This is a genomic window from Clostridium tarantellae (genome assembly GCF_009295725.1).
Lineage (GTDB): Bacteria > Bacillota > Clostridia > Clostridiales > Clostridiaceae > Sarcina > Sarcina tarantellae.
On sequence record NZ_WHJC01000027.1, the window covers coordinates 1 to 20,478 of the forward strand.

A 20,478-nucleotide genomic window follows, 5' to 3' on the forward strand; every position below is an offset into this window, starting at 1 on the left:
TGTATTAACTATATTAATCTCAGCTTTATTAGTAATATTATTTATAGATATTATTTCAATAATGGAATGTTTAGGGCATATAACTTTTAATAATATTTATAGTGAATATTTTGCTTATACAATGACTGGTAAATTAAATGTTAGTTTTGAAAAATCTATTTTGAATACTATCATTAATAAAATATCACCATTACAATATACTATTTATATTAATTTATTTGTATTTTTAAATCTTTCTTTTTTAGGACTTTTATTTTTATTAATTAATATTTTTCTTAAAAAAAGAGAATTATCCTTAATTGTTACTCTCTCTATAAATTATTTAAGTTGGGCACTAGATAGTACTAAATCAATAGAAAAATTCACATTCACAAAAAATGTTTATTTTTTACAATCAACTATAGATACAATTGATAATTATAGATTTTTAACTGATAGATTTCTTTATTGGTTTATATTGATATCATTTACTTATTTAATAGGAATGTATTTTATTCTAAAAAAAGATTTTAGTTTTAAAAGTGTAGGTGAAAGATACTGAAAAAATATTTCAAAATAAGTTTTAATCATTTTTTATCTACCTTAAATTTAAATACAATGATTATACTAACTATAATATTCCTTACTATATTTTCTACTAAAAATAATATATTTATTTTCGGAACTAATTTTATTGAAGATATTAACATAATATTTAAGATTCCTATGAGTATTACAGAAAATTTTATTGAATTTTTACTTTGGCTTTTTTATGAATTTTACTTAGTTTACATAGTTGGTAGTTATTTATATAAAAGTTTTACAGAAAATAGTTTATATATTATTAGCAGAATTGGAAGTAAAAAAAAGTGGTTTATTTGTTTAGAGTTATGTTGCTTTTTTCTTTGTTTTTTTTATTATTTAATCTCAATGATAATGTCAATTACTCTGTTATTATTCCTTAGCCTACATATAACATTAAATGACTTTATATACGCTTTAAATATTATAATAAATTTAACTTTATGTAGTTATTTTATAATTAATATTTATTTATTATTGTTATTGCTTATTAAAAATCATAGCATAACTTTATTATTTGTATTATTGATATTAATTTTTTCTGTATGCTTTAAAAATGTTAATAATATACTTATTTATATTAATGAACTATTAAAAGAAAATAATCCTTTTATTTATATATACATATTTTTAGCAATTTTAACTCTTATTATGTTTTGCAATTATATATTGAAAAAAAATGATTTATTAAAAATTATTAATTAAATATGAAAAAAGAGGTGTAAAATGAAAAACAAAAAAATAGTAGAACTTAAAGAAGTTTCAAAAGAAATACACGGACAAACAATACTTAAAAATATTTCGATTTCTTTTGAAAGTGGAAATATATATGGAATAATTGGACATAATGGTTCTGGAAAAACTATGCTTTTTAAAGCTATATGTGGATTGATTAACCCAACTAAAGGTGAAATAAAAGTTTTTGATGAAGTTATAAATAAAGGAAACTTTCCTAAAAATACTGGAGTTTTAATTGAATCACCTGGATTGTTAGGACAATTTTCTGCCTTAAGAAATCTTAAAATATTAGCTAGTATAAATAATAAAATAAATGAAGAAGAAATTAAAAAATTCATTTCTCTTGTTAACCTTAATCCTGAAGATAAAAGAAATGTAAAAAAATATTCATTAGGTATGAAACAGAGATTAGGAATAGCACAAGCTCTAATGGAAGATCCTGAGTTAATAATACTAGATGAACCTATGAACGGTTTAGATAAAGAAGGAATATCATTAATAAGAACTATTATATTAGATTTAAAAAAGAAAAACAAAACTATTATTTTGGCTAGCCACAATTCTGAAGATATAAATATTTTGTGTGATTATGTATTTGAAATGGACAATGGCGTTTTAAGTGAAAAAGTGCCTATACATTCTTAAAATATGTTTGATTATATACTTTTTTTACAAGTTTAAGAATCTTTATATTAATATTATTTAAATTATTACATCTACAGACACAAGGCAAAATGGTTTTACGGACTATTCTATAAAAAATGATAAGTATTATCTAATTAATACTTATCATTTTAACTTTATTAAGTATCTTAAACTTTAGCTAATATAAAATTTATTTTATATATGTTGTATTAAAGAATTTACATTAACATTTATGAATTCAAACTAAAACTACAAATATATTTTGAAAAGTTATGATTAATTTATAGTATTACAACATGTATATTGTAAATTTAATCCAACAGCCCATACTTATCTTTATCTAATATAATCATCACTCTAGTTAATTCTTCTAAATGTTCTTTCTCCTCTTTAGCTATTTTTTTAATAATATCAACAATCTCTTTATCATCTATATACTCTAAAAAAGACTCGTAGAGTACTGTTGCCTCTAATTCACCCTTTATTAATTCCCGAAGATTTGAAAGTATAGCTTTTTTGTTTTTTTTATCATGCCCATACTCTTTTACCTTATCATAAGATGAAATATGAATTTCTTCTTTTATCTTTTTTGCTAACATGTGTTGATCATTATCAACTTTTCTTAAAGCCTCTAAAAACAATCCAAAATGTTCTTTCTCTTCCTCAAGAATATGATGAATAATCTCTTTAACTTCTTTATTATCAATAAAAATTAAATGACTACTATAATCATTAATTGCCACACACTCTGAAATTAATGCTTCTCTTAAAAGTATACTTAAACTTTTCCCCTTTCCTTGAGGTTGTCTATCTGTAGTATAACTCAAATTATCACCTTCATTAAATTATTCATAAAATATATATTCATAACTTAACAAATTAATTCTTTATTAATTTATTTAACAACTTGTCTAAATATATATATTACCAAACTAATAATATATTTTAACTTTTAATTAAATAAAATTTATAAAAAAAGTAAAGGAAATGATGTATCTACACACCATTTCCTTATATTAAATATACTTTTTTACTTTTGAGATGCCCAATCTGCTGGATAAGTTATATATATAAATCTAGCATAATCTGGTACAGAAAATTTAATACTACTTCCATTTGGTATTAACATTAATTCACCAGCCTTAGCTGAAACCTTTCTTCCATCTATTATAGCATCTAACTGTCCTTCAATAATATAATCTATTTCATCATAATTTAATGTCCAATCAAAAGTTGTTTCTTTCATTTCCATTATTCCACAACCTAATCTTGGACTTTCTTCTAATGTAAATACATCTTTAGTATATACCACATCTGTAGGTATTCCTGTATCTAATCTATTAGATTCATCTACTTTAACTGTAGGAAGCTTTACTGAAATTATTCCACTTTTATCTTTATTTCTTTCAAAATCTACGGAATCCTTTATACCGTTTATTTTTTCCTCAATTATTTGTCTAACTAGTTTTTCTAATAAATCCTTATCTAAGTTTTCCATTTTATTTCTCCTCCATTTTCTTTGGTTTACCCATTGTTTTATTTACTATTACTAAAGCTAAAATTACAGCAGTTATACCACCTACTAATTTAGCTATGATCATTGGAAATATCATATCTGAATTAAATCCAGCAGTGAATCCTAAGTGATCTCCAAATACAAAGGATGCAGATACAGCAAAAGCAACGTTTATTACCTTTCCTCTATCATCCATATCCTTCATCATACCAAACATAGGAATATTATTTGCTAAGCTTGCTATCATACCTGCTGCCGCAATTTCATTCATACCTAATAATTTTCCAAGACCCATCAAAGGTTTTTTGAATACTTTTGTTATTATGTATACTAGAGGGAATGCTCCTGCTAAAACTATAGCTATGTCTCCAACAGTAGTTAATCCTTCTCCTATTGGATTCATTCCTGGAATAATAACTAGTCCTGTTAAAGCCTCAATAATAGCTGCTGCTAAAGCAAGAGTTATTATTATAACAATAAACTTACCAAACCATGTGAATCCTTTTATTATAGCTTTTTCAAACTTCCATAATCCTAATGCTATTAAAATAGCAAATATTATTATTGGAATCAAATTTTTAAATACTATAACAACTGGAATTCCTGCTATTATTCCTCCAACAAAAGCACCTACTGGAATAGTTACAATACCTGCTAGTATACCTGTTGCTAAAAACTTTTCATCACTTTTTTGTATTATTCCTAATGATACTGGTATTGTAAATACTATAGTTGCTCCCATCATTGCTCCAACTATTAATCCACTAAAAACTCCTATTTGAGGGTCTTGTGCAAGACTAGCTGCTAATGGTGCTCCCCCCATATCACAAGCAAGTATAGAACCTGCAAACATAGCTGGGTCAGCTCCTAAAAAGTTAAATAATGGTGTTATTATAGGTCTTAAAACATTAGATAATACTGGCGCTAAACAAATAACTCCCACCATAGCTAATGCCAATGATCCCATAGCCATAAAACCTTCTTCAAATTGCTCTCCTAGTCCAAATTTATTTCCTAAACACTTATCTATAGCACCTAATGCCATACATACAACCATTATATCTATAATAATTTGATTAACACTTAAATCCATGGTTTTGTCCTCCATTAAACAGTTACACTAAATTCTTTATTACTTCATAATGAGGAGATGGAAGAATAGACATATTAACTATTTCCTTTTCTAATATAGCTTTTTTTCCTTCCTCTAATCCATCTCTCACACTACTTAAATCACCAGAGATTATATATACAAGTTTTCCACCAATGCCAAAGGCTAATTGTAATTTGATTAATCTTACATCATTAGTTTTTAAGGTTTTATTTAATGCAGTAATTCCAGAACAAACTTTATAGGTTTCCATAATTCCAATAGCAGATTTAACTTCTTTAGAATCATATTTATTCTTTAATGCATGTACTATATCTTTGTGAACAGAATTTATAATAAAAGAATCTACTATATGCTTCTTTCCTACTTCTTTTCCATATTCTATAGCTGTTTCAACTTCTCCTACATCTCCATTGACAATAATAAGAAATTTGCCTGGACATATACTTTTCATATAGGAAATTTTCACAAAGGCTTTTTTTACAATTTCATCACATACTTCTATCCCTTTACTTATACTTCTAAATTCAATAGCACCAATGCTTTTACTCATCTTCTACCTCTATAGAATCAACTATACCAACTATGGTTGCATCAACTGGTATACTCTTATCTCCTAAAGCTTGTCTAGCAGAACCACCTTTAGTGATTAATACAGTATCTCCAATACCAGCTCCTGTATTATCTGCTGCAACAAAAAAACCTTCCTTTAATTCATTCTTAGATTTCAAAATTTTAACTATTAAAAACTTCTGACCATTTAATTTTTCATCTTTTCTTGTGGCCCACACGTTACCAATAACCTTTGCAATATCCATAATCTCCTCCAGTAATTTAAACTCTTTTAATTTTTAATCTATTTATTCTGATATAATCCTTAGCTAATGGAGTTATTATACTTTTGTTATCTACCAAAAGAGTTGTTTTTCCATTTATATGTGGCTTTCTTAAATCTCCTTCAGATATAAGCTTTTTACCTACTAAATCAATGGTTTTATTATCTATAACTTCAACTTCTATGCTTTTTTCAATAATTTCTGTTTCTAAATATACACCTTCATCATCTAAGGTTATATCACATATTTTATCTATAACTTGTACACCAAATGTTCTTAATTCTTCTTCATAGTTAATATACTTGTTATATAAAACTTTTGGTGCAGTTTGCTTATACCTTCTATACTCTATACCGTCCTTCATTAAAAAAATTTTTTTACCTTGCATAATCATTTTTAAAATGAAGGATTCTTCTTGCGATACACTAGTTCCTAATGCTAAATTACTTAATCCTGTTAAATTTAAATTAGATATAACTAAAGCATCACAATCTTTAATATCCTCTTTATAATTCATTACATTAAATTCTTTGCTTAAAGAATTTAATTTATCAATATCATCTTCCCAAAGAAGAACTAAATTCTTTTTTTTCTCTATATCTATGATAGTTTTACTATCACTTTTAATTTTCTTATAAACTTCTTGTACTATTAGTTCAACTAACTTATCGTAATCCATACATTCTCCCCCCTTTTACTATTGCTAATTTTTACTCTATAATTCTCGCTAATGTACCTTTACTAAATCCACTTGAATTTGCTTCATCATAATCTATATGCATATATGTTTTAAAATTCTTATTTACTCTTACAATAACATCATCAAATATTAATGGTCTTCTACCAAAAACCTTAACTTTAACAACCTCATTATCCTTAACCCCAAATTTTTCAGCATCTTCTGGTGTTATATGTATATGTCTTTTTGCTACAATAAGACCTTTATCTAAATTAACACTTCCTAGCTCAGTACTAATAGTAATTCCTGGAGTTCCCTCAAGATCGCCACTTTGTCTTATTGGTGGCTTTATTCCCAAAGCTAAAGCATCTGTTAAAGAAACCTCTACTTGAGTTGTTTTTCTTTCTGGTCCAAGTACTACTACATTTTTAATACTTCCTTTTGGTCCTGTTATAGTTACTCTTTCTTTACATGCATATTGACCTGGTTGTGATAAATCCTTTATTTTATTAAGTTTATAACCTTTACCAAATAGTTTATCTATCTCTTCTCTTGTTAAGTGAATATGTCTTCCTGAAGCTTCTACTTCTATTAAAGCTTCTTTCTTTACCTTATTAACCACTTCACTTATAATTTCATCTAATAGACTTCTCATCATATCCTCCTTATTTATTTGCATACTTATTAGTTCTAACTTTAAACATCATTATCCAAAGTAATGATGATAATCTATTAAGTGCTTTTATTATATCCTCTCTGGTATTTTCTCCATATTTGCCTTTAAAAGCCTCATATGCTATTAATTCTGTTTCTCTAACAAAAGTTCTTATACTATTTAATGAAATAACAATTTCCCCCATATTGTAGTCTGGGAAAAAATGACCTATCCCAAAATATTTTTTTGGATGATGTGATTTTTCTCTTAGCTCTGTTGCATTCATATCTTGTAATTTAAATTCTCCAACAGGCTCTTCTAAAACTTCACATCTCATTAAATTTCTCACAAATCCTATTATTTCTTGCAAATCTTGAATCAACTTAGGCATACCATTTCTTTTAGCTACTAGTTGAGCTTCTAAAAGCTTTGCTTCTAAAGAATCTATTTTTCCTCTTAAAATTATTCTTTTATGATCCTTAAATACTAAAAGGTTTCCATTTAAATGAGTCATATGTTCTGGTTTTTCATCTAGCTTTGCTCCAAAAACAGTAACATATTTATATTCTTTTTCTACTTCTACAGGTACTTCTTTAACAATCTCTTTAACTTCTACAACTTTTTCTTCTTTTTTTCTCTTATAGTCTCTTTTTTCACTTTCTTTAGATAAATCATCATATTTTAAGACTATATTTCTTTCAGATAAATATGATTTTGCAGAAGGTGTTATTATTTGTCCTTTAGATATAATAAACTCTTTAAGTTCCTTAGAATCATTTCTACTTAATATTCTTTTAATTTCATTTTCTGTTAAAACTCCCATTCTACCACCTCTTCCATAGAATGTATAAAATGTGCTACCTTAAAAGGTAGCACAATATATTTAAAATATTTTTTATTATTCTCTATCTCTTATTGCTTTTTCCATTGCTTTTGATGGCTTTGGTAAAATTTCATCAACTTCAAAATGTGGTCTTGGAATTACGTGTACTGATAATAAATCTCCAACTCTTTCAGCAGCAGCTGCTCCTGCATCTGTAGCTGCTTTAACAGCTCCAACATCTCCTCTTACCATTACAGTAACTAATCCTCCACCAACTTGCTCTTTTCCTATTAACTCAACATTAGCTGCTTTAACCATTGCATCTGCAGCCTCTATTGCAGCTACTAATCCTTTTGTTTCTATCATTCCTAATGCGTTTGCGTTTGCCATAATAATCTTCCTCCTTAAGCTTATATAAAAAGCTTTCTTAATTTTAATTTATAAATTTAATTTTAAGTTATAACTATTTTAATTCTTCAAGTATTCTTTTAACTAATAAATCTATTAATTTCTCTTTATCAATAGAACTAAATTCTGAAGTTACTGCTACTTCTGCTTCAGTTAAAGAGCCTCTTAAATCTTCTACTTCCTTAACTCCATAACCTAATCTTTTTATGTTCATAAGATCTAATGGCCCTATATTATTAGAAGTTGAACTTCCACCAACTGCTCCACATCCTAAAGTTAAAGCAGATGCTAAATTAGTAGTAGCACCTATACCACCAAGAGCGCCTGGAGAATTTACTATCATTCTTGATACTGGCATTCTTAATGCGAAATATTTTATTAACTCTTCATTAGTTCCATGCATACAGAATGTATGTCCAGCACCTTCATTTAATAATATTTCTCTACATCTTTCACAACAAGTTTCCACATTATCCTCTACATAAAAAGCTAATATTGGTGCAAGCTTTTCTCTTGAGTATGGAACATCATGTCCAACTTTTGTTACTCTAGCAATTAAAACCTTTGCATCCTGTGGAATTCCATTTAAACTTGCTAATTTAGCTATAGTTTTAACATCTTTTCCAACTATTTGTGGATTCATTGTTCCATTAGCTCTCATTATAAATTTAGAAAGTTGTTTAGTTTGCTCTTCTGTTAAGAAATATGCTCCTGATTCCTTAAGCTGTTTTACTACTACATCTTCTAATGCTTTTTCAATTACTATTGATTGCTCTGAAGCACATATAGTTCCATTATCAAAAGTTTTAGAATCTATTATTCTTTTAACTGCTAATTTTATATCTGCACTTTTATCAATAAAAGCAGGACCATTTCCAGGCCCAACTCCAATGGCAGGAGTTCCTGATGAATATGCCGCTTTAACCATTGCTTCTCCACCTGTAGCTAATATTAAGGCAGTATCTTTATTTTTCATTAGCTCTGCTGTTCCTTGCATTGTTGGAACTGTCATGCATGCTATTGCACCTTCTGGACATCCTGCTTCAATTGCTGCTTCATTTATTATTCTTACAGTTTCCAGTATGCAATTTTTAGCATTTGGATGTGGTGAAAAAACAATAGAATTACCAGCTTTAATAGAAATCATAGCTTTATATATAGCTGTTGATGTAGGATTAGTTGAAGGAATAAGTCCAGCTACAACCCCTACCGGTACAGCTACTTCCATTATTTTTTTTTCTTTATTATCTTTAATTATTCCTACAGTTTTTGTATCCTTTATTGACTCATATACATTTTGTGATGCAAAAACGTTTTTAAGTATTTTATCTTGCCACTTACCAAAACCAGTTTCATTATTAGCCATTTTTGCAAGTTTTTCAGCATTTTTATACCCAGCTTCAGCTATTGCTTTTGTAATTCTATCTATTTCTTCTTGGCTCATATTTGCTAATTTCTTTTGTGCTTCCTTAGCATTTCTTATAAGGTTTCTTACCTCTTGAATAGATACTAAGTCTTTATCTAAAAGTTCCATTAAATTTCACCATCCCTATAGAATTTTAATAATAATTCTATTAATTCTTCTTTTTTACAGTATTTAAGCTTCTTAGATGCTACTGGTATTTTAGAAGTTATAGCTAATTTTCTTAAGTCTTTAACACTCATTTTAGCTAAGGTATCATGATCAAATTTTTGTTTAGTGTCCATATTTTCCTCAATAACTTCTATAATATCATCTTCAATAATTTTTTCTTCTTTAGGTAATAATTTAATTTTTTCTATTGTTTCTTCAACTTTTGTTATATTTCTTTCATTTTTATCTTTAGTTTTTTCTTCTTTAATATCAACTATTGTTTCAAATTTCTCATTTGAATCTTTTTCATTTATAACTTTAATTTCTTCTACTTCAATTTTAGTATCTTTATTTTTTTCATTTTTTTTTCTGCTAAGTTTTTCTTCATTAAAGTTTTCAATTTCTGCTGGTTCATCTTCTTTTTCATCCATATCTGGTAGTATAGAAATAAGTTCATCGGCTACTCTTGGAATAACATTAACAGTTCTTAAAGTGCCAAATTTACTTATATGTTCTTCAGCTGCCTCTACGGAAGCTTTAACAGCACCTACATCTCCAACAAGTTTAACTGTTACTATTCCAGCAGATATTTTTTCAACTCCTAAAAGCTTAATATTAGCAGCTTTTAGTGCAGCATCCGCAGCTTCAATAGCTGTGGCTAATCCAATAACCTCAATTAATCCCAATGCTTTATTCATCTATAAATTCCCTAATTAAATATTCATTGGATTTTCTGCAACAGATTTTACTGCCTCTGCAAAAGCATCACAAGCTGCTTTACAAGCTGATTGTGAACCAGTAAGCAATGCTCCTCCAAAGTTTGTTTCTGTTGGTGGTTCAAAGAACTCACACATTTGAACATCGGCTGCTTTTAGTGCTGCATCTAAAGCATACATTGCCTCTAATGGAGGTGCTACTAAGTAAGCAAGAGGCTCACCCTCTCTTATTCCTGCTACCTTTGAAAGATATGTACCTGTTCTTGATACGCAATGTGCATAATATGCTATTGAATCATCATCATTAGCACTTATAAAACTTACTCCACTATCCATAAAATCAAGAATAGCATTTAATCCACTTCTTACTTCTGCTGGACTTGGGCCTGCAATTATTCCTATTACTTCTCCTGCTAATTTTGTTGAAGCATTACCAGCTCCACCATACATTGATTTAGCATATACAACATCAACTTCTGCTGCTTTTGTTGCTTCATCAAGAGCAGTATAAGTCACATCATCACAATCTGCTGTTATTAAACCTAAACTTTTATGATGTGATTCTAGTTCCATTTTTTTCGCCATTTCTGGACTTACATTTGATATTATCCTAACAGCTAATACATTAGGACGTATTGCATCATTTTTCATGACTAATTTCCTCCTAATTATTTAAGATCTATTCCTGATGCTTTTTTATCAAGCATTATTTTTATTAATTCTGCTATGTGAGCACCAGCTTCAACGGCTGTAGTACCACCTTTATGTATATTAGATATAACAGTTCTTTTAGCTTCTGCCATACCAATTTTGGGCTTATACGCTATATATGCTGACATAGATTCTGCTGTTACAAGTCCTGGTCTTTCTCCTACTAATAAACAAACTACATCTGCTCCAGTTGTCTCTCCTATAGCATCCATTGCTCCAACTCTACAATATTTAACAAATACTATGGGTCCAACCTCTAAGCCATACATTTTTAATCCTTGCTTTATAGCTGGAAGAATATCCTCCACATTAGCTTCTATAGCTGCTGAACTTAATCCATCACCAACTACAATTTCAACTTTAGGATTTTTATCACAATTTTCTTTTATAAAATCTAAAGTTTGTTGTGAAAATTTTCTCCCTAAATCTGGACGTGTTATATATTCATCTTTGTTTTCACATAAAGTTTGTACTGATAAAAATTTATTTTTTTCAATAAATTCTTCTGATACATCAGAAAATACTGAGTCTTGAGCTGCTGCATGGTCTGCTCTAACTCTTAATGCAGTTATAGTTTTATATCTAGTACCAGCTCTACCAATACCTAATCTTGCTGGTGTTTTAGCTTTCATTTCTAAATAAGCTTCCTTATCAGCAGGATTATCAACTAAAAGCTGTTTCTTTATATCTATTTCAGTTATATCTGGTATACAGCCTTCACTATCTATATCTTCTTTTACTTCTGTAGCAACATCTTGTATTGCTTTTTCTATAGTTTCTTTATCAACTTTTCCAACCATTTGGCTAACTAATTGTTCAACCATTGCTTTTAAATCTTTTTCATTCATAATCTTTGGGTCCCTCCTATCTTAAAAGTACAGATGCATCTCCAGCTTTACTTGTAAGCTTACCTTTTTCATCAACAAAGCCCATTTTTAATAGCCATTGTTGGAATTCTTCAATTGCTGTTAATCCGAATAATTCTCTTAATGCAGCAGTTTCATGATATCCTGTTGTTTGATAGTTAAGCATTACATCATCACCGTGAGGAATTCCCATAAAGTAATTACATCCTGCAGCAGTTAATAATACAGCAAGATTTTCTATATCATTTTGATCTGCCTTCATATGATTTGTATAACAAGCATCACATCCCATTGGTATCCCTGTAAGTTTACCCATAAAATGATCCTCAAGTCCTGCTCTTATTACCTGTTTTGAATCATATAAATATTCTGGTCCAATAAAACCAACAACAGTATTTACTAAAAACGGTTCGAATCTTTTAGCAAATCCATAACATCTAGCTTCCATAGTTAATTGGTCTACTCCAAAATGAGCTTCTGATGAAAGTTCTGAACCTTGTCCTGTTTCAAAATACATTACATTTGGTCCTGTAGAAGTACCTTGCTTTAACATTAACTGTCTAGCCTCTTCTATAGTAGCTGCATTAAATCCAAAGGCTTCATTTCCCTTTTCAGACCCTGCTATAGATTGAAATATAAGATCAGTTGGAGCTCCTTGTTTTATAGCTTCCATCTGTGTAGTTACGTGAGCAAGTACACAAGTTTGAGTTGGAATTTCAAATTTTCTTTTTATTTCTTCAAATCTTTTTAAAACTTTAGTTACACTTTCAACAGAGTCATCAACTGGATTTAATCCTAAAACAGCATCTCCAATACCATAAGTTAATCCTTCTAATAATGATGCCATTATTCCATCGGGATCATCTGTTGGATGATTTGGTTGAAGTCTAGATGATAATGTACCTGCTTTACCAATAGTTGTGTTACAATGAGCTGTAACTCTTATTTTTTTAGCACCACATATTAAATCCATATTAGACATTAATTTAGTTACTGCTGATACCATTTCAGAAGTTAATCCTCTTGAAACTCTTCTTAAATCTGCTCCAGTTGTTTTATCATCTAATATCCATTCTCTAAATTCTGAAACTGTCCAATTTCTAATATCTGAAAATATTTTTTCATTTACATCATCTTGAATTATTCTTGTTACCTCATCTTTTTCATAAGGTACAGCAGGGTTATTTCTTATATCACCTAAAGTTATATTAGCTAATACTACCTTAGCTGCAACTCTTTCCTCTGCTGATTCAGCAGCAAGACCTGCTAATTTATCTCCTGATTTTTCTTCATTTGCTTTAGCCATCACATCATTTAATGATTTAAATTGATATGTTTTGCCAAATAGTTTTGTTTTTAAAATCATTTATTTTCCTCCTTATAATTAATTGAAAACTAATGTTTTTATAACAACAGGTACAACTCTTCCTTCTGCAATTGGAGCACCAATGTCAATATAATCTCCATTTTCTACTTTAATTCCATCTATACAAACTATATCTTTATTAAAATTTAATAAAGAATACATTGCCTGTCCTAAAACTTTCGCCATATCGTTTTCAACAATAACTACTAAAGGTAACTCTTTTTCTATTAACTCTTCCATTCCTTCTACAAGACCTCTTGCATATTCCTGTATTTCAGGAAAAGAAGGATTTTTATTACCATCAATAGCTATTGCCACCTTTTGAAGATCATTTTCAAGTTTAAACCAATTTAATTTTTCTTTAATAGCAGTCTTAATCTTTAAATAATCATTACTTTCATCTTCTTTTGATAATTTTAAAATTGGTAAATTCTTTATTGGAAAATTATCCTCTGTATATGTAATAGTGCTTCCACTGATTTCTGTAGTATGTGAGCCTGCTCCTACTACTGTTGCTCTTAAGGTTTCCATAGCTTTTATAACCTTTAGTTTTTTACATAAAGATGAATTTTTAATGGCTTCCCCTAAAATTATTCCAATATCTCCATATTTAAAATAATCTTTAATATTTCCATCATAATAAACATAATCAGCTACTCCACCTGAAAAGGATATACATTTTATCTCTTCTTTTAACTCTATAGATTTATTAGTTACTATAAAATTAAATAAATCTTCTTTTGGTAATAAACCCACACTTTCTTCTAGTAATCTAACCATTATATCTATAATAGGTTTCAAATTTTCAATTGTTGCCTTTTTACCTACATATAGATCTATATTATTATTTTCTATAATTTTCTCTAATTTAGGTGAAATATAAATTATGCTTTGAGTTATTGGATCTAATTTTATAAGTCTACCTCCAATATCAAGGCATCCTGTTTCTTTAACTTCTCCTCTTACAAAAACTGCAAGATTAGTAGTTCCTCCACCAATATCTAAATTTACAACAGTTGTAGAATGTTCTTTAGAGTATATATGTGCCCCAGCACCTTTACCTGCAATTATACTTTCAAGGTCTGGTCCCGCAGTAGCTACTACAAAATCTCCAGCAAAACCACTTAATGTTTGCAAAACATCATTTGCATTTTCTTTTCTAGCAGTTTCTCCAGTAATTATTACTGCACCTGTTTGTATATCTTCTTTATTTACTCTAGCTTTTTTATATTCTTTTTCAACTATTTCCTTAATTTTTTGACCATCAATTTCATTATTTGAAATTAAAGGTGTGAAATACACATCACTTTTGTATATAATTTTTTTATCTACAATATTGATTCTAGGTACTGAAAAACTTGAAGCTTCATTTTCAACTATTAATTTTGAAAATATAAGCTGAGTAGTACTAGTTCCAATGTCTATTCCAACACTTAAAAGTTCTTCTCTCACTTCGTCACCTCTCTTATATAACAAAAGTAAAAAGGCTTAAAGCTATAGAAATATTAGATTAATTTTAATCTAATTTATTTCTTATAACCTTAAGCCTCATTGCTTAATTCAAACTACTACTCCGTAGTTTATAGTTAATAATCTCCATATCCTACAGTTATAATTTTAGCAATTTCACCCATAGGAACTCTTCTATCCATACTAAGTTTTCTTATTTTATTATATGCTTCTTCTTCTAAAATATTAAATTCTTTTACTAAAATACCTTTAGCTTTTTCTAAAATTTTTCTTTCATTTAATTTATTATTAACTTTATCTAAATCATTTTTTAACTTATTAAACTCTTTAATTTTAGATAAACACATTTCTATTGTAGGTATAAGGTTTTTTTCATTAACTGGCTTTACCATATAACCAAAAGCTCCTACTTCTTTAGCTTTTTCAATATAACAATTATAATCTAAGTCCGTTAACAAAACTATTCCATCAACTAAATTTTCTTTTGTTAATATCTTAGCTGCCTTAATACCATCTAAAATAGGCATATCTATATCTAATAACACTAAATCAGCTTTGCATTTTTTACAAACATCTATTGCATCAAATCCGTCCGAAGCCTCTCCTACAACATTGTAACCCTTAGCTTCAAGAATATTTTTAATATTCATTCTTGTAATATAATCATCATCGACTATTACTATATTCTTATTCATTAGTTTTCACCTCAGTTAAAATTGATTTAAATATTTAAGTAATTTATCTATTCCAATGTTTTGTATTGTATCCACTTTAAAAATTCGACCAACCCCAGCTATTTCCAATTTATCTTTAGCTATTTCTATATGTTCTTTATTTTTAGCTAATGAGATTTTAGTTATTATTCCTATAACTTCTTTAGGAAATATGCTAGCAAATGCAGGTGGAATATACCCTTCTTCTGATGTACAGTCATAAACTAAAGCTATAACATCTGCATCAGCAGCAGTTACTATTAAAGCATTATAATAATTTCTATTTTCCATATATTCTCCTGGAGTATCAATAGCGTTATCATAAAGTTCAACAGCTTGTGTTTTTTTATATTCAAATTCTAATTCATTTAATTTTTGACAAAGAGTAGTTTTACCACATCCTGTCTTACCTATAAATATAACTCTACTCATTAATTAACTCCTTGTAACTGTAGTTGATGAGAAATTAAGAATCTTACTAAGAGTTTGTACAACTTCTTTTAATGCAGATTCTACAGAACTCACATCTCCTGTTATCACTACAGAACCACTAAATCTATCAACAAATCCTAAAGCTACATCTGAAGTTTTAGTTGCCACATCAGCCGCTATTATTGAAGCTTCTCCTGGAGTTATTGTTAGAATGCCTATAGCATCTTTATATTTAGTAATTAACCCTAGTTTTTTATAAATATCTTCATCTGGATTAGCTATTATATGAGCTAGCGTAACTTGTTTACCTGGAACATATTCTTGTATAACTCTCTGTTTAGATTGCTCACTCATTTTTTTCCACCTACCTTTTAAACACTTATTTAAAGGTTTACTTTGTGTTTTTATTTAAAATGTTTTAATAAATTAAATATTATAAATTTATTAAAACATTTTCATTTTTATATATAATATTAACAATTTAATAATTACTTATTTTTCCAATAATAAAAGCTCCTTGAAAAGTTTATAATTCTCAAGGAGCTTCATTGCTCATAAATACATAACAAATTCACTTCATTGTGAATTATTTAAATTATAAAATTTTATTAATTTTTTGTCAATGTTTAACTTGTATTATTATACATTTAATAAAAATTTTAAAATTATTTATTATTATGTGTAAATAATTACATTATAAATCCCAATTTCATATTCCATAATATTTCATATAAGTAAAATAGTTCTTAAAGGATAGTTTTTTAATTATTACATTTAAAAAACTATTTTATTTCTTCTAAAATTTCTAATATATCTCCTTTTGTAGGTACTCTAGGATTAGTTATAGTACATGCATCCTTTAATGCTACTTCAGCTATTTCATTTTTAAGCTTTTCCAATTCAATCATATCCACTTTACATTCCTTTAATGCTATAACCATATTCATAGCTTTTTGCATTTTCTTTATAGCATTTACTAAGTTTCTTACTGATATTCTTATACTTGATCCTTCTAATCCTAATATTTTAGCTATTTCAGCATATTTTTTAGCTGCTCTTGTATATTCTACTGAACTATAGCCAATAATATTAGAATTATATTCTATAATATATGGTAATAAAATAGAATTAGCTCTTCCATGTGGAATATGGAATTTCCCACCTAAAATATGAGCTATACTATGATTTATTCCTAAGGAAGCTTCATTAAATGCAAGTCCTGCTAAACAGGATGCATTATGCATTTTTTCTCTAGCTTTTAAATCGCTTCCATTTTTATATGCTTTAACCAAATTTTCAAATACTAATCTTATAGCTTTTTCTGCTAAAGCATCTGAAAAATCACTTGCTTTATTAGATACATAAGCTTCTAATGCATGTGTAAGTACATCCATACCAGTATCAGCTGTTATAAAGTCAGGAACTGTTTGTACTAATGATGGATCTAAAATAGCCACATTAGGAAGTAAGTCATTAGACACTAATGGATACTTAATTCCTTTCTGTTTGTCAGTTATTACTGCAAATGAAGTTACTTCTGAACCTGTACCACTTGTAGTTGGAATTGCAATAAACTCTAAACTCTCTATATGTATTATTTTTTTAGAAAAGTCCATAATAGCTTTTGTGGCATCTATTGCTGAACCACCGCCTAAAGCTATTAAAATATCTGGTTTAAATTTATTAATTTCAGCTATTCCTTTTACAATTAATTCAATAGGTGGATCTGGCACTATCTCACTAAAAACTGTATATTCTACATTTATTAAATTTTCTGTTATCTTATCTATAGCTCCTGATTTAACCATAAATGGATCTGTTACAACTAATACCCTTTTATCGTTTATTTTTTTTAAATATTCTAATGATCCTTGTCCAAATTCAATCTTAGTTTTAATTTCAAAACTTTGCATATTCTTTCCTCCTATGTTTTTCTGTTAAACGTTTAAATATTTCGCAAAAAGAAAAACTCCATAGGTAAATCCTATGGAGCTTCTATGCTCTTTTAGCACATCTTTGTACTAATTATAATATACTCTTTACAGAAAATCTTGTCAATAAATATAAATACTTAATAAGTTTAATATATAATTTTTTATTTAAACAAAAAGTTATGTATTAAGCTACTTTTTTTTGCTTAAATAAAAATATACTTGCTAAAATAAATAAAACCATTGAAACAACTCCCATTATAGATCCTATAATGGCAAATAATGCAGATCCTATAATTCCTAATATAGAGCCTGCTAAAGATATACCAGCTTTTTTGCTTTTTATCAAAGCTACTATATGTAAAATTAAAACTATTATCATTATTATTGTAAAAGCATTAACTAAATTATCAGTTCGTCCACTTATTATTGTAGTTGTGCCATACTGTATAATTGTATCATTAAATACACTACCCATAATTAATATTGGTGCTAATATTGATATTATTGCTGCAATAATATCAACTATAGCAGTTACTGTATCAATTTTTAATTTTTGTTGCATTTTAAAACACTTCCTATTTTTAAATTTTATATAAATAATAAACTTTATTAATTTATTATTTTCCAACCCAATTTTCTCCATTATAATTTTCTATATAATTAAACACTTTTTCAACATATGTTTGTTCTTCTGCCTTATCTGCAAACCATATATTAGATTGTGCCATACCATACGGAGAGCCATTAACACCACCAGCCCAAGGAACCTCTAAAGTTCTTTTATCTATTGGTAATAATATTACATTTTTTGATAAGGCTATTACATTAACTGGCCACTTTTCATCATCAATATCCATATATGTATAATTTCTAAAGACATCAGCATTTTTATACCATCCTATAATAACACTTTTTGAATCTTTAATAGGTTCTTTAGAAACCCACACCACTAAAACACTATGTGCAATCTCATCTTCTTTACTAATTCCATCTATTCTTTCTATATGTATACTATTAAGCTTACCATTATGATGTTTGGTAGGTACATATCCAAATACAAATTCATTCTCTATATCTGTTTTAAAGTTCCATGATTCATACTTTCTTGACTCTTCCCTAGCCTCAGAATCTTTACCTATTAACCTATATTGTTCTACTATGCCTTGATATCTTTCCATCCATTCTATTCTACAAAATAAAATTTTCATGAAATCATCTCCTTGCAATAATTGGTTGTATAAATTATAACATATTTATTTTTTTTTCCATTTGATATTATATTATAACTTTCATTAAATGACTTATTCTTTTTTTATATTTATTTTTAAAGCTTTAATTTATAGTTAATTGTTTAATTTCTACTTATCTTATTAATACTTTTTTAAATTTAATACATAATATTTTTTTAAATATATACAAAATCAAAAAATATAGTAAAAGAGTGAGTACATTGAATACTCACTCTTTTAAGTCCTTATATTCTAGGATACGAAACCATCAGATTCTACAGACTATTATTAATTATCAAAATCAAAATGTATGTTTAAATAATTTAATACTGTTTCAATTGGTGCAATATAATCACTTCTATTAGAACCACCTATCAATAAACCAATAACTTTATTTTCAAAATTAACTACTAAAGATCCGGAATCTCCTCCATCCCCTAAGTGATTAGTTCTAATTAATTCTTTAAAACTACATATACCATATTCCATTTGAAAGTTAGTACTAACATTAGTACTTATTACTACAGCAGTAGTATACCCTGTAGTTCTACCAACCTTTTGAACTTTATTTCCTAAATTCCCTTGAGAAATATCTGTAAGTTTTCCAATTTTATAAATATCTGTACTATATAATAGTTTTTTAGAATCAAATTTAGCAATAGCCGCATCTACAACATTTTGTGGATTTTTATAATCTTCTTTACTTTTATTATATATAAAATCAATTTTTTCATATAAATTTCCCATTATGTTTCCATTATAATATCCTCCATCAGTAACCCCTGGCTGAAGTATAGATGACCCTTTCTTGCCTTTATTACCTCTTGTAAATACATGATTACAACTTAACATATAAGGTATTCTTTCATCATTATTATCAAATACTATACCACCAATAGTTCCTGCTACTTTATGAAAAGGACCAATACTATATCCTGCTTGTATAATTTTAGTTTTCTTTCTTAATATTTGAATATCTTTTTCATTTACTGATATTGTATCATTAGAAATTGAATTCTTTATATTAAGTTCTCCAGTTTCAATTACATCTGTTTTTATTCCTAAAAAACTTTTTGGTATCTTATCTTTCTCATATAAATTTTGTGCTAATACTTTTTTCTTTACCAAAACATGTAAACATAGTTCTTTTGTTATCATATTTTTAATTTCTTTATAACCAAGACCTATGCCCAATACATTTTTTTTGTTAAAAAATAAAAAACCATATTTATTTATAAAATCAATTATTGAGCCTCTTAAAAAATTATCCATCCCTTTTCCCCTTTTAATTGATTTTTTCAGTTATATATCTTTTTTTTGAAAATTAATTGCTAGATTATTGTTTAAAACTACAGTATAAATCTCTTCAAAGGATTCTTTTTTATGTTCTATAAAATCATAAACTTTATATCTATTTTTTATAATATTTAGACCCTCTTCAGTTTCACTTAAAACTTCTAATTCTTTACTTTTTTCATATAGATTTAATATTATAT

Annotated in this window: 24 protein-coding genes and 1 pseudogene; 2 read left to right on the plus strand and 23 right to left on the minus strand. The window is 27.6% G+C overall.

The window, feature by feature from the left end:
• Together GBZ86_RS16985 and GBZ86_RS03870 are read left to right on the plus strand one after the other, a co-directional pair.
• Positions 1-541, plus strand: a pseudogene (locus GBZ86_RS16985) (hypothetical protein); the annotation flags it as partial.
• A gap of 746 nt (positions 542-1,287) precedes the next feature.
• Positions 1,288-1,944, plus strand: a complete 657-nt coding sequence (locus GBZ86_RS03870) for an ABC transporter ATP-binding protein (RefSeq protein WP_152887925.1) — start codon at positions 1,288-1,290, stop codon at positions 1,942-1,944.
• A 311-nt stretch (positions 1,945-2,255) separates the two neighbouring features.
• Here GBZ86_RS03870 and GBZ86_RS03875 read toward each other — a convergent pair whose 3' ends face one another.
• The 23 genes from GBZ86_RS03875 to GBZ86_RS16990 all read right to left on the minus strand — a co-directional run.
• A complete protein-coding gene (locus GBZ86_RS03875; protein ID WP_152887927.1) occupies positions 2,256-2,771 on the minus strand; it encodes a ferritin family protein in 516 nt (171 codons plus the stop codon).
• Between the two features lie 203 nt (positions 2,772-2,974).
• On the minus strand, positions 2,975-3,442 hold the full coding sequence (locus GBZ86_RS03880) for a cupin domain-containing protein (protein WP_152887929.1): 468 nt from the start codon (positions 3,440-3,442) through the stop codon (positions 2,975-2,977).
• A gap of 1 nt (position 3,443) precedes the next feature.
• Entirely contained in the window at positions 3,444-4,553 is a 1,110-nt protein-coding gene (eutH, locus tag GBZ86_RS03885) for an ethanolamine utilization protein EutH (RefSeq protein ID WP_152887931.1), read from the minus strand.
• A 22-nt stretch (positions 4,554-4,575) separates the two neighbouring features.
• The gene (locus GBZ86_RS03890) at positions 4,576-5,124 is read right to left on the minus strand and encodes a BMC domain-containing protein (RefSeq protein ID WP_152887933.1); all 549 of its coding nucleotides are present in this window, start codon (positions 5,122-5,124) and stop codon (positions 4,576-4,578) included.
• Positions 5,117-5,389 carry a EutN/CcmL family microcompartment protein gene (locus tag GBZ86_RS03895; RefSeq protein ID WP_152887935.1) on the minus strand — a complete coding sequence of 91 codons (273 nt, stop codon included), beginning with the start codon at positions 5,387-5,389 and terminating at the stop codon, positions 5,117-5,119. The genes GBZ86_RS03890 and GBZ86_RS03895 overlap by 8 nt, the downstream gene beginning before the upstream one ends.
• 16 nt (positions 5,390-5,405) lie before the next feature.
• Entirely contained in the window at positions 5,406-6,086 is a 681-nt protein-coding gene (locus GBZ86_RS03900) for a TIGR02536 family ethanolamine utilization protein (protein WP_152887937.1), read from the minus strand.
• Positions 6,087-6,117: 31 nt separating this feature from the next.
• Positions 6,118-6,741: an ethanolamine utilization phosphate acetyltransferase EutD gene (eutD, locus tag GBZ86_RS03905; protein ID WP_152887939.1), complete on the minus strand. Its 624-nt coding sequence runs from the start codon at positions 6,739-6,741 to the stop codon at positions 6,118-6,120.
• Positions 6,742-6,751: 10 nt separating this feature from the next.
• Positions 6,752-7,564 (minus strand): cobalamin adenosyltransferase, encoded by an 813-nt coding sequence (locus tag GBZ86_RS03910; RefSeq protein WP_152887941.1) that lies wholly within the window; start codon positions 7,562-7,564, stop codon positions 6,752-6,754.
• 75 nt (positions 7,565-7,639) lie between these two features.
• Positions 7,640-7,954, minus strand: coding sequence for an ethanolamine utilization microcompartment protein EutM (eutM, locus tag GBZ86_RS03915; protein ID WP_152887943.1), 315 nt, complete (start codon positions 7,952-7,954; stop codon positions 7,640-7,642).
• A gap of 73 nt (positions 7,955-8,027) precedes the next feature.
• On the minus strand, positions 8,028-9,506 hold the full coding sequence (locus GBZ86_RS03920) for an acetaldehyde dehydrogenase (acetylating) (RefSeq protein ID WP_152887945.1): 1,479 nt from the start codon (positions 9,504-9,506) through the stop codon (positions 8,028-8,030).
• Positions 9,506-10,243 carry a BMC domain-containing protein gene (locus GBZ86_RS18630; protein WP_152887947.1) on the minus strand — a complete coding sequence of 246 codons (738 nt, stop codon included), beginning with the start codon at positions 10,241-10,243 and terminating at the stop codon, positions 9,506-9,508. Before GBZ86_RS18630 ends, GBZ86_RS03920 begins: the two co-directional genes overlap by 1 nt.
• Positions 10,244-10,258: 15 nt before the next feature.
• Positions 10,259-10,912 carry an ethanolamine utilization microcompartment protein EutL gene (gene eutL, locus GBZ86_RS03930; protein ID WP_152887949.1) on the minus strand — a complete coding sequence of 218 codons (654 nt, stop codon included), beginning with the start codon at positions 10,910-10,912 and terminating at the stop codon, positions 10,259-10,261.
• A 17-nt stretch (positions 10,913-10,929) separates the two neighbouring features.
• Positions 10,930-11,820 (minus strand): ethanolamine ammonia-lyase subunit EutC, encoded by an 891-nt coding sequence (eutC, locus tag GBZ86_RS03935; RefSeq protein WP_152887951.1) that lies wholly within the window; start codon positions 11,818-11,820, stop codon positions 10,930-10,932.
• 16 nt (positions 11,821-11,836) lie between these two features.
• Positions 11,837-13,204, minus strand: coding sequence for an ethanolamine ammonia-lyase subunit EutB (locus tag GBZ86_RS03940; RefSeq protein ID WP_152887953.1), 1,368 nt, complete (start codon positions 13,202-13,204; stop codon positions 11,837-11,839).
• Positions 13,205-13,222: 18 nt separating this feature from the next.
• Positions 13,223-14,656 carry an ethanolamine ammonia-lyase reactivating factor EutA gene (eutA, locus tag GBZ86_RS03945; RefSeq protein WP_327443983.1) on the minus strand — a complete coding sequence of 478 codons (1,434 nt, stop codon included), beginning with the start codon at positions 14,654-14,656 and terminating at the stop codon, positions 13,223-13,225.
• Positions 14,657-14,790: 134 nt separating this feature from the next.
• Positions 14,791-15,369, minus strand: coding sequence for an ANTAR domain-containing response regulator (locus GBZ86_RS03950; RefSeq protein WP_152887957.1), 579 nt, complete (start codon positions 15,367-15,369; stop codon positions 14,791-14,793).
• A 15-nt stretch (positions 15,370-15,384) separates the two neighbouring features.
• Positions 15,385-15,819 carry a EutP/PduV family microcompartment system protein gene (locus tag GBZ86_RS03955; RefSeq protein WP_152887959.1) on the minus strand — a complete coding sequence of 145 codons (435 nt, stop codon included), beginning with the start codon at positions 15,817-15,819 and terminating at the stop codon, positions 15,385-15,387.
• 3 nt (positions 15,820-15,822) lie between these two features.
• Complete coding sequence (gene eutS / locus GBZ86_RS03960) at positions 15,823-16,173, minus strand: ethanolamine utilization microcompartment protein EutS (RefSeq protein WP_152887961.1); 351 nt, start codon at positions 16,171-16,173, stop codon at positions 15,823-15,825.
• A gap of 428 nt (positions 16,174-16,601) precedes the next feature.
• On the minus strand, positions 16,602-17,732 hold the full coding sequence (locus tag GBZ86_RS03965) for a 1-propanol dehydrogenase PduQ (protein WP_152887964.1): 1,131 nt from the start codon (positions 17,730-17,732) through the stop codon (positions 16,602-16,604).
• Positions 17,733-17,937: 205 nt separating this feature from the next.
• Positions 17,938-18,315, minus strand: coding sequence for a hypothetical protein (locus GBZ86_RS17785; RefSeq protein WP_207707419.1), 378 nt, complete (start codon positions 18,313-18,315; stop codon positions 17,938-17,940).
• Positions 18,316-18,370: 55 nt separating this feature from the next.
• Entirely contained in the window at positions 18,371-18,961 is a 591-nt protein-coding gene (locus GBZ86_RS03975; protein WP_152887966.1) for a hypothetical protein, read from the minus strand.
• A gap of 309 nt (positions 18,962-19,270) precedes the next feature.
• Positions 19,271-20,254 (minus strand): chymotrypsin family serine protease, encoded by a 984-nt coding sequence (locus tag GBZ86_RS03980; RefSeq protein ID WP_152887968.1) that lies wholly within the window; start codon positions 20,252-20,254, stop codon positions 19,271-19,273.
• Between the two features lie 30 nt (positions 20,255-20,284).
• Positions 20,285-20,478, minus strand: a 194-nt coding sequence (locus GBZ86_RS16990) for a hypothetical protein (protein WP_170272153.1), incomplete at its 5' end; no start/stop codon positions are given.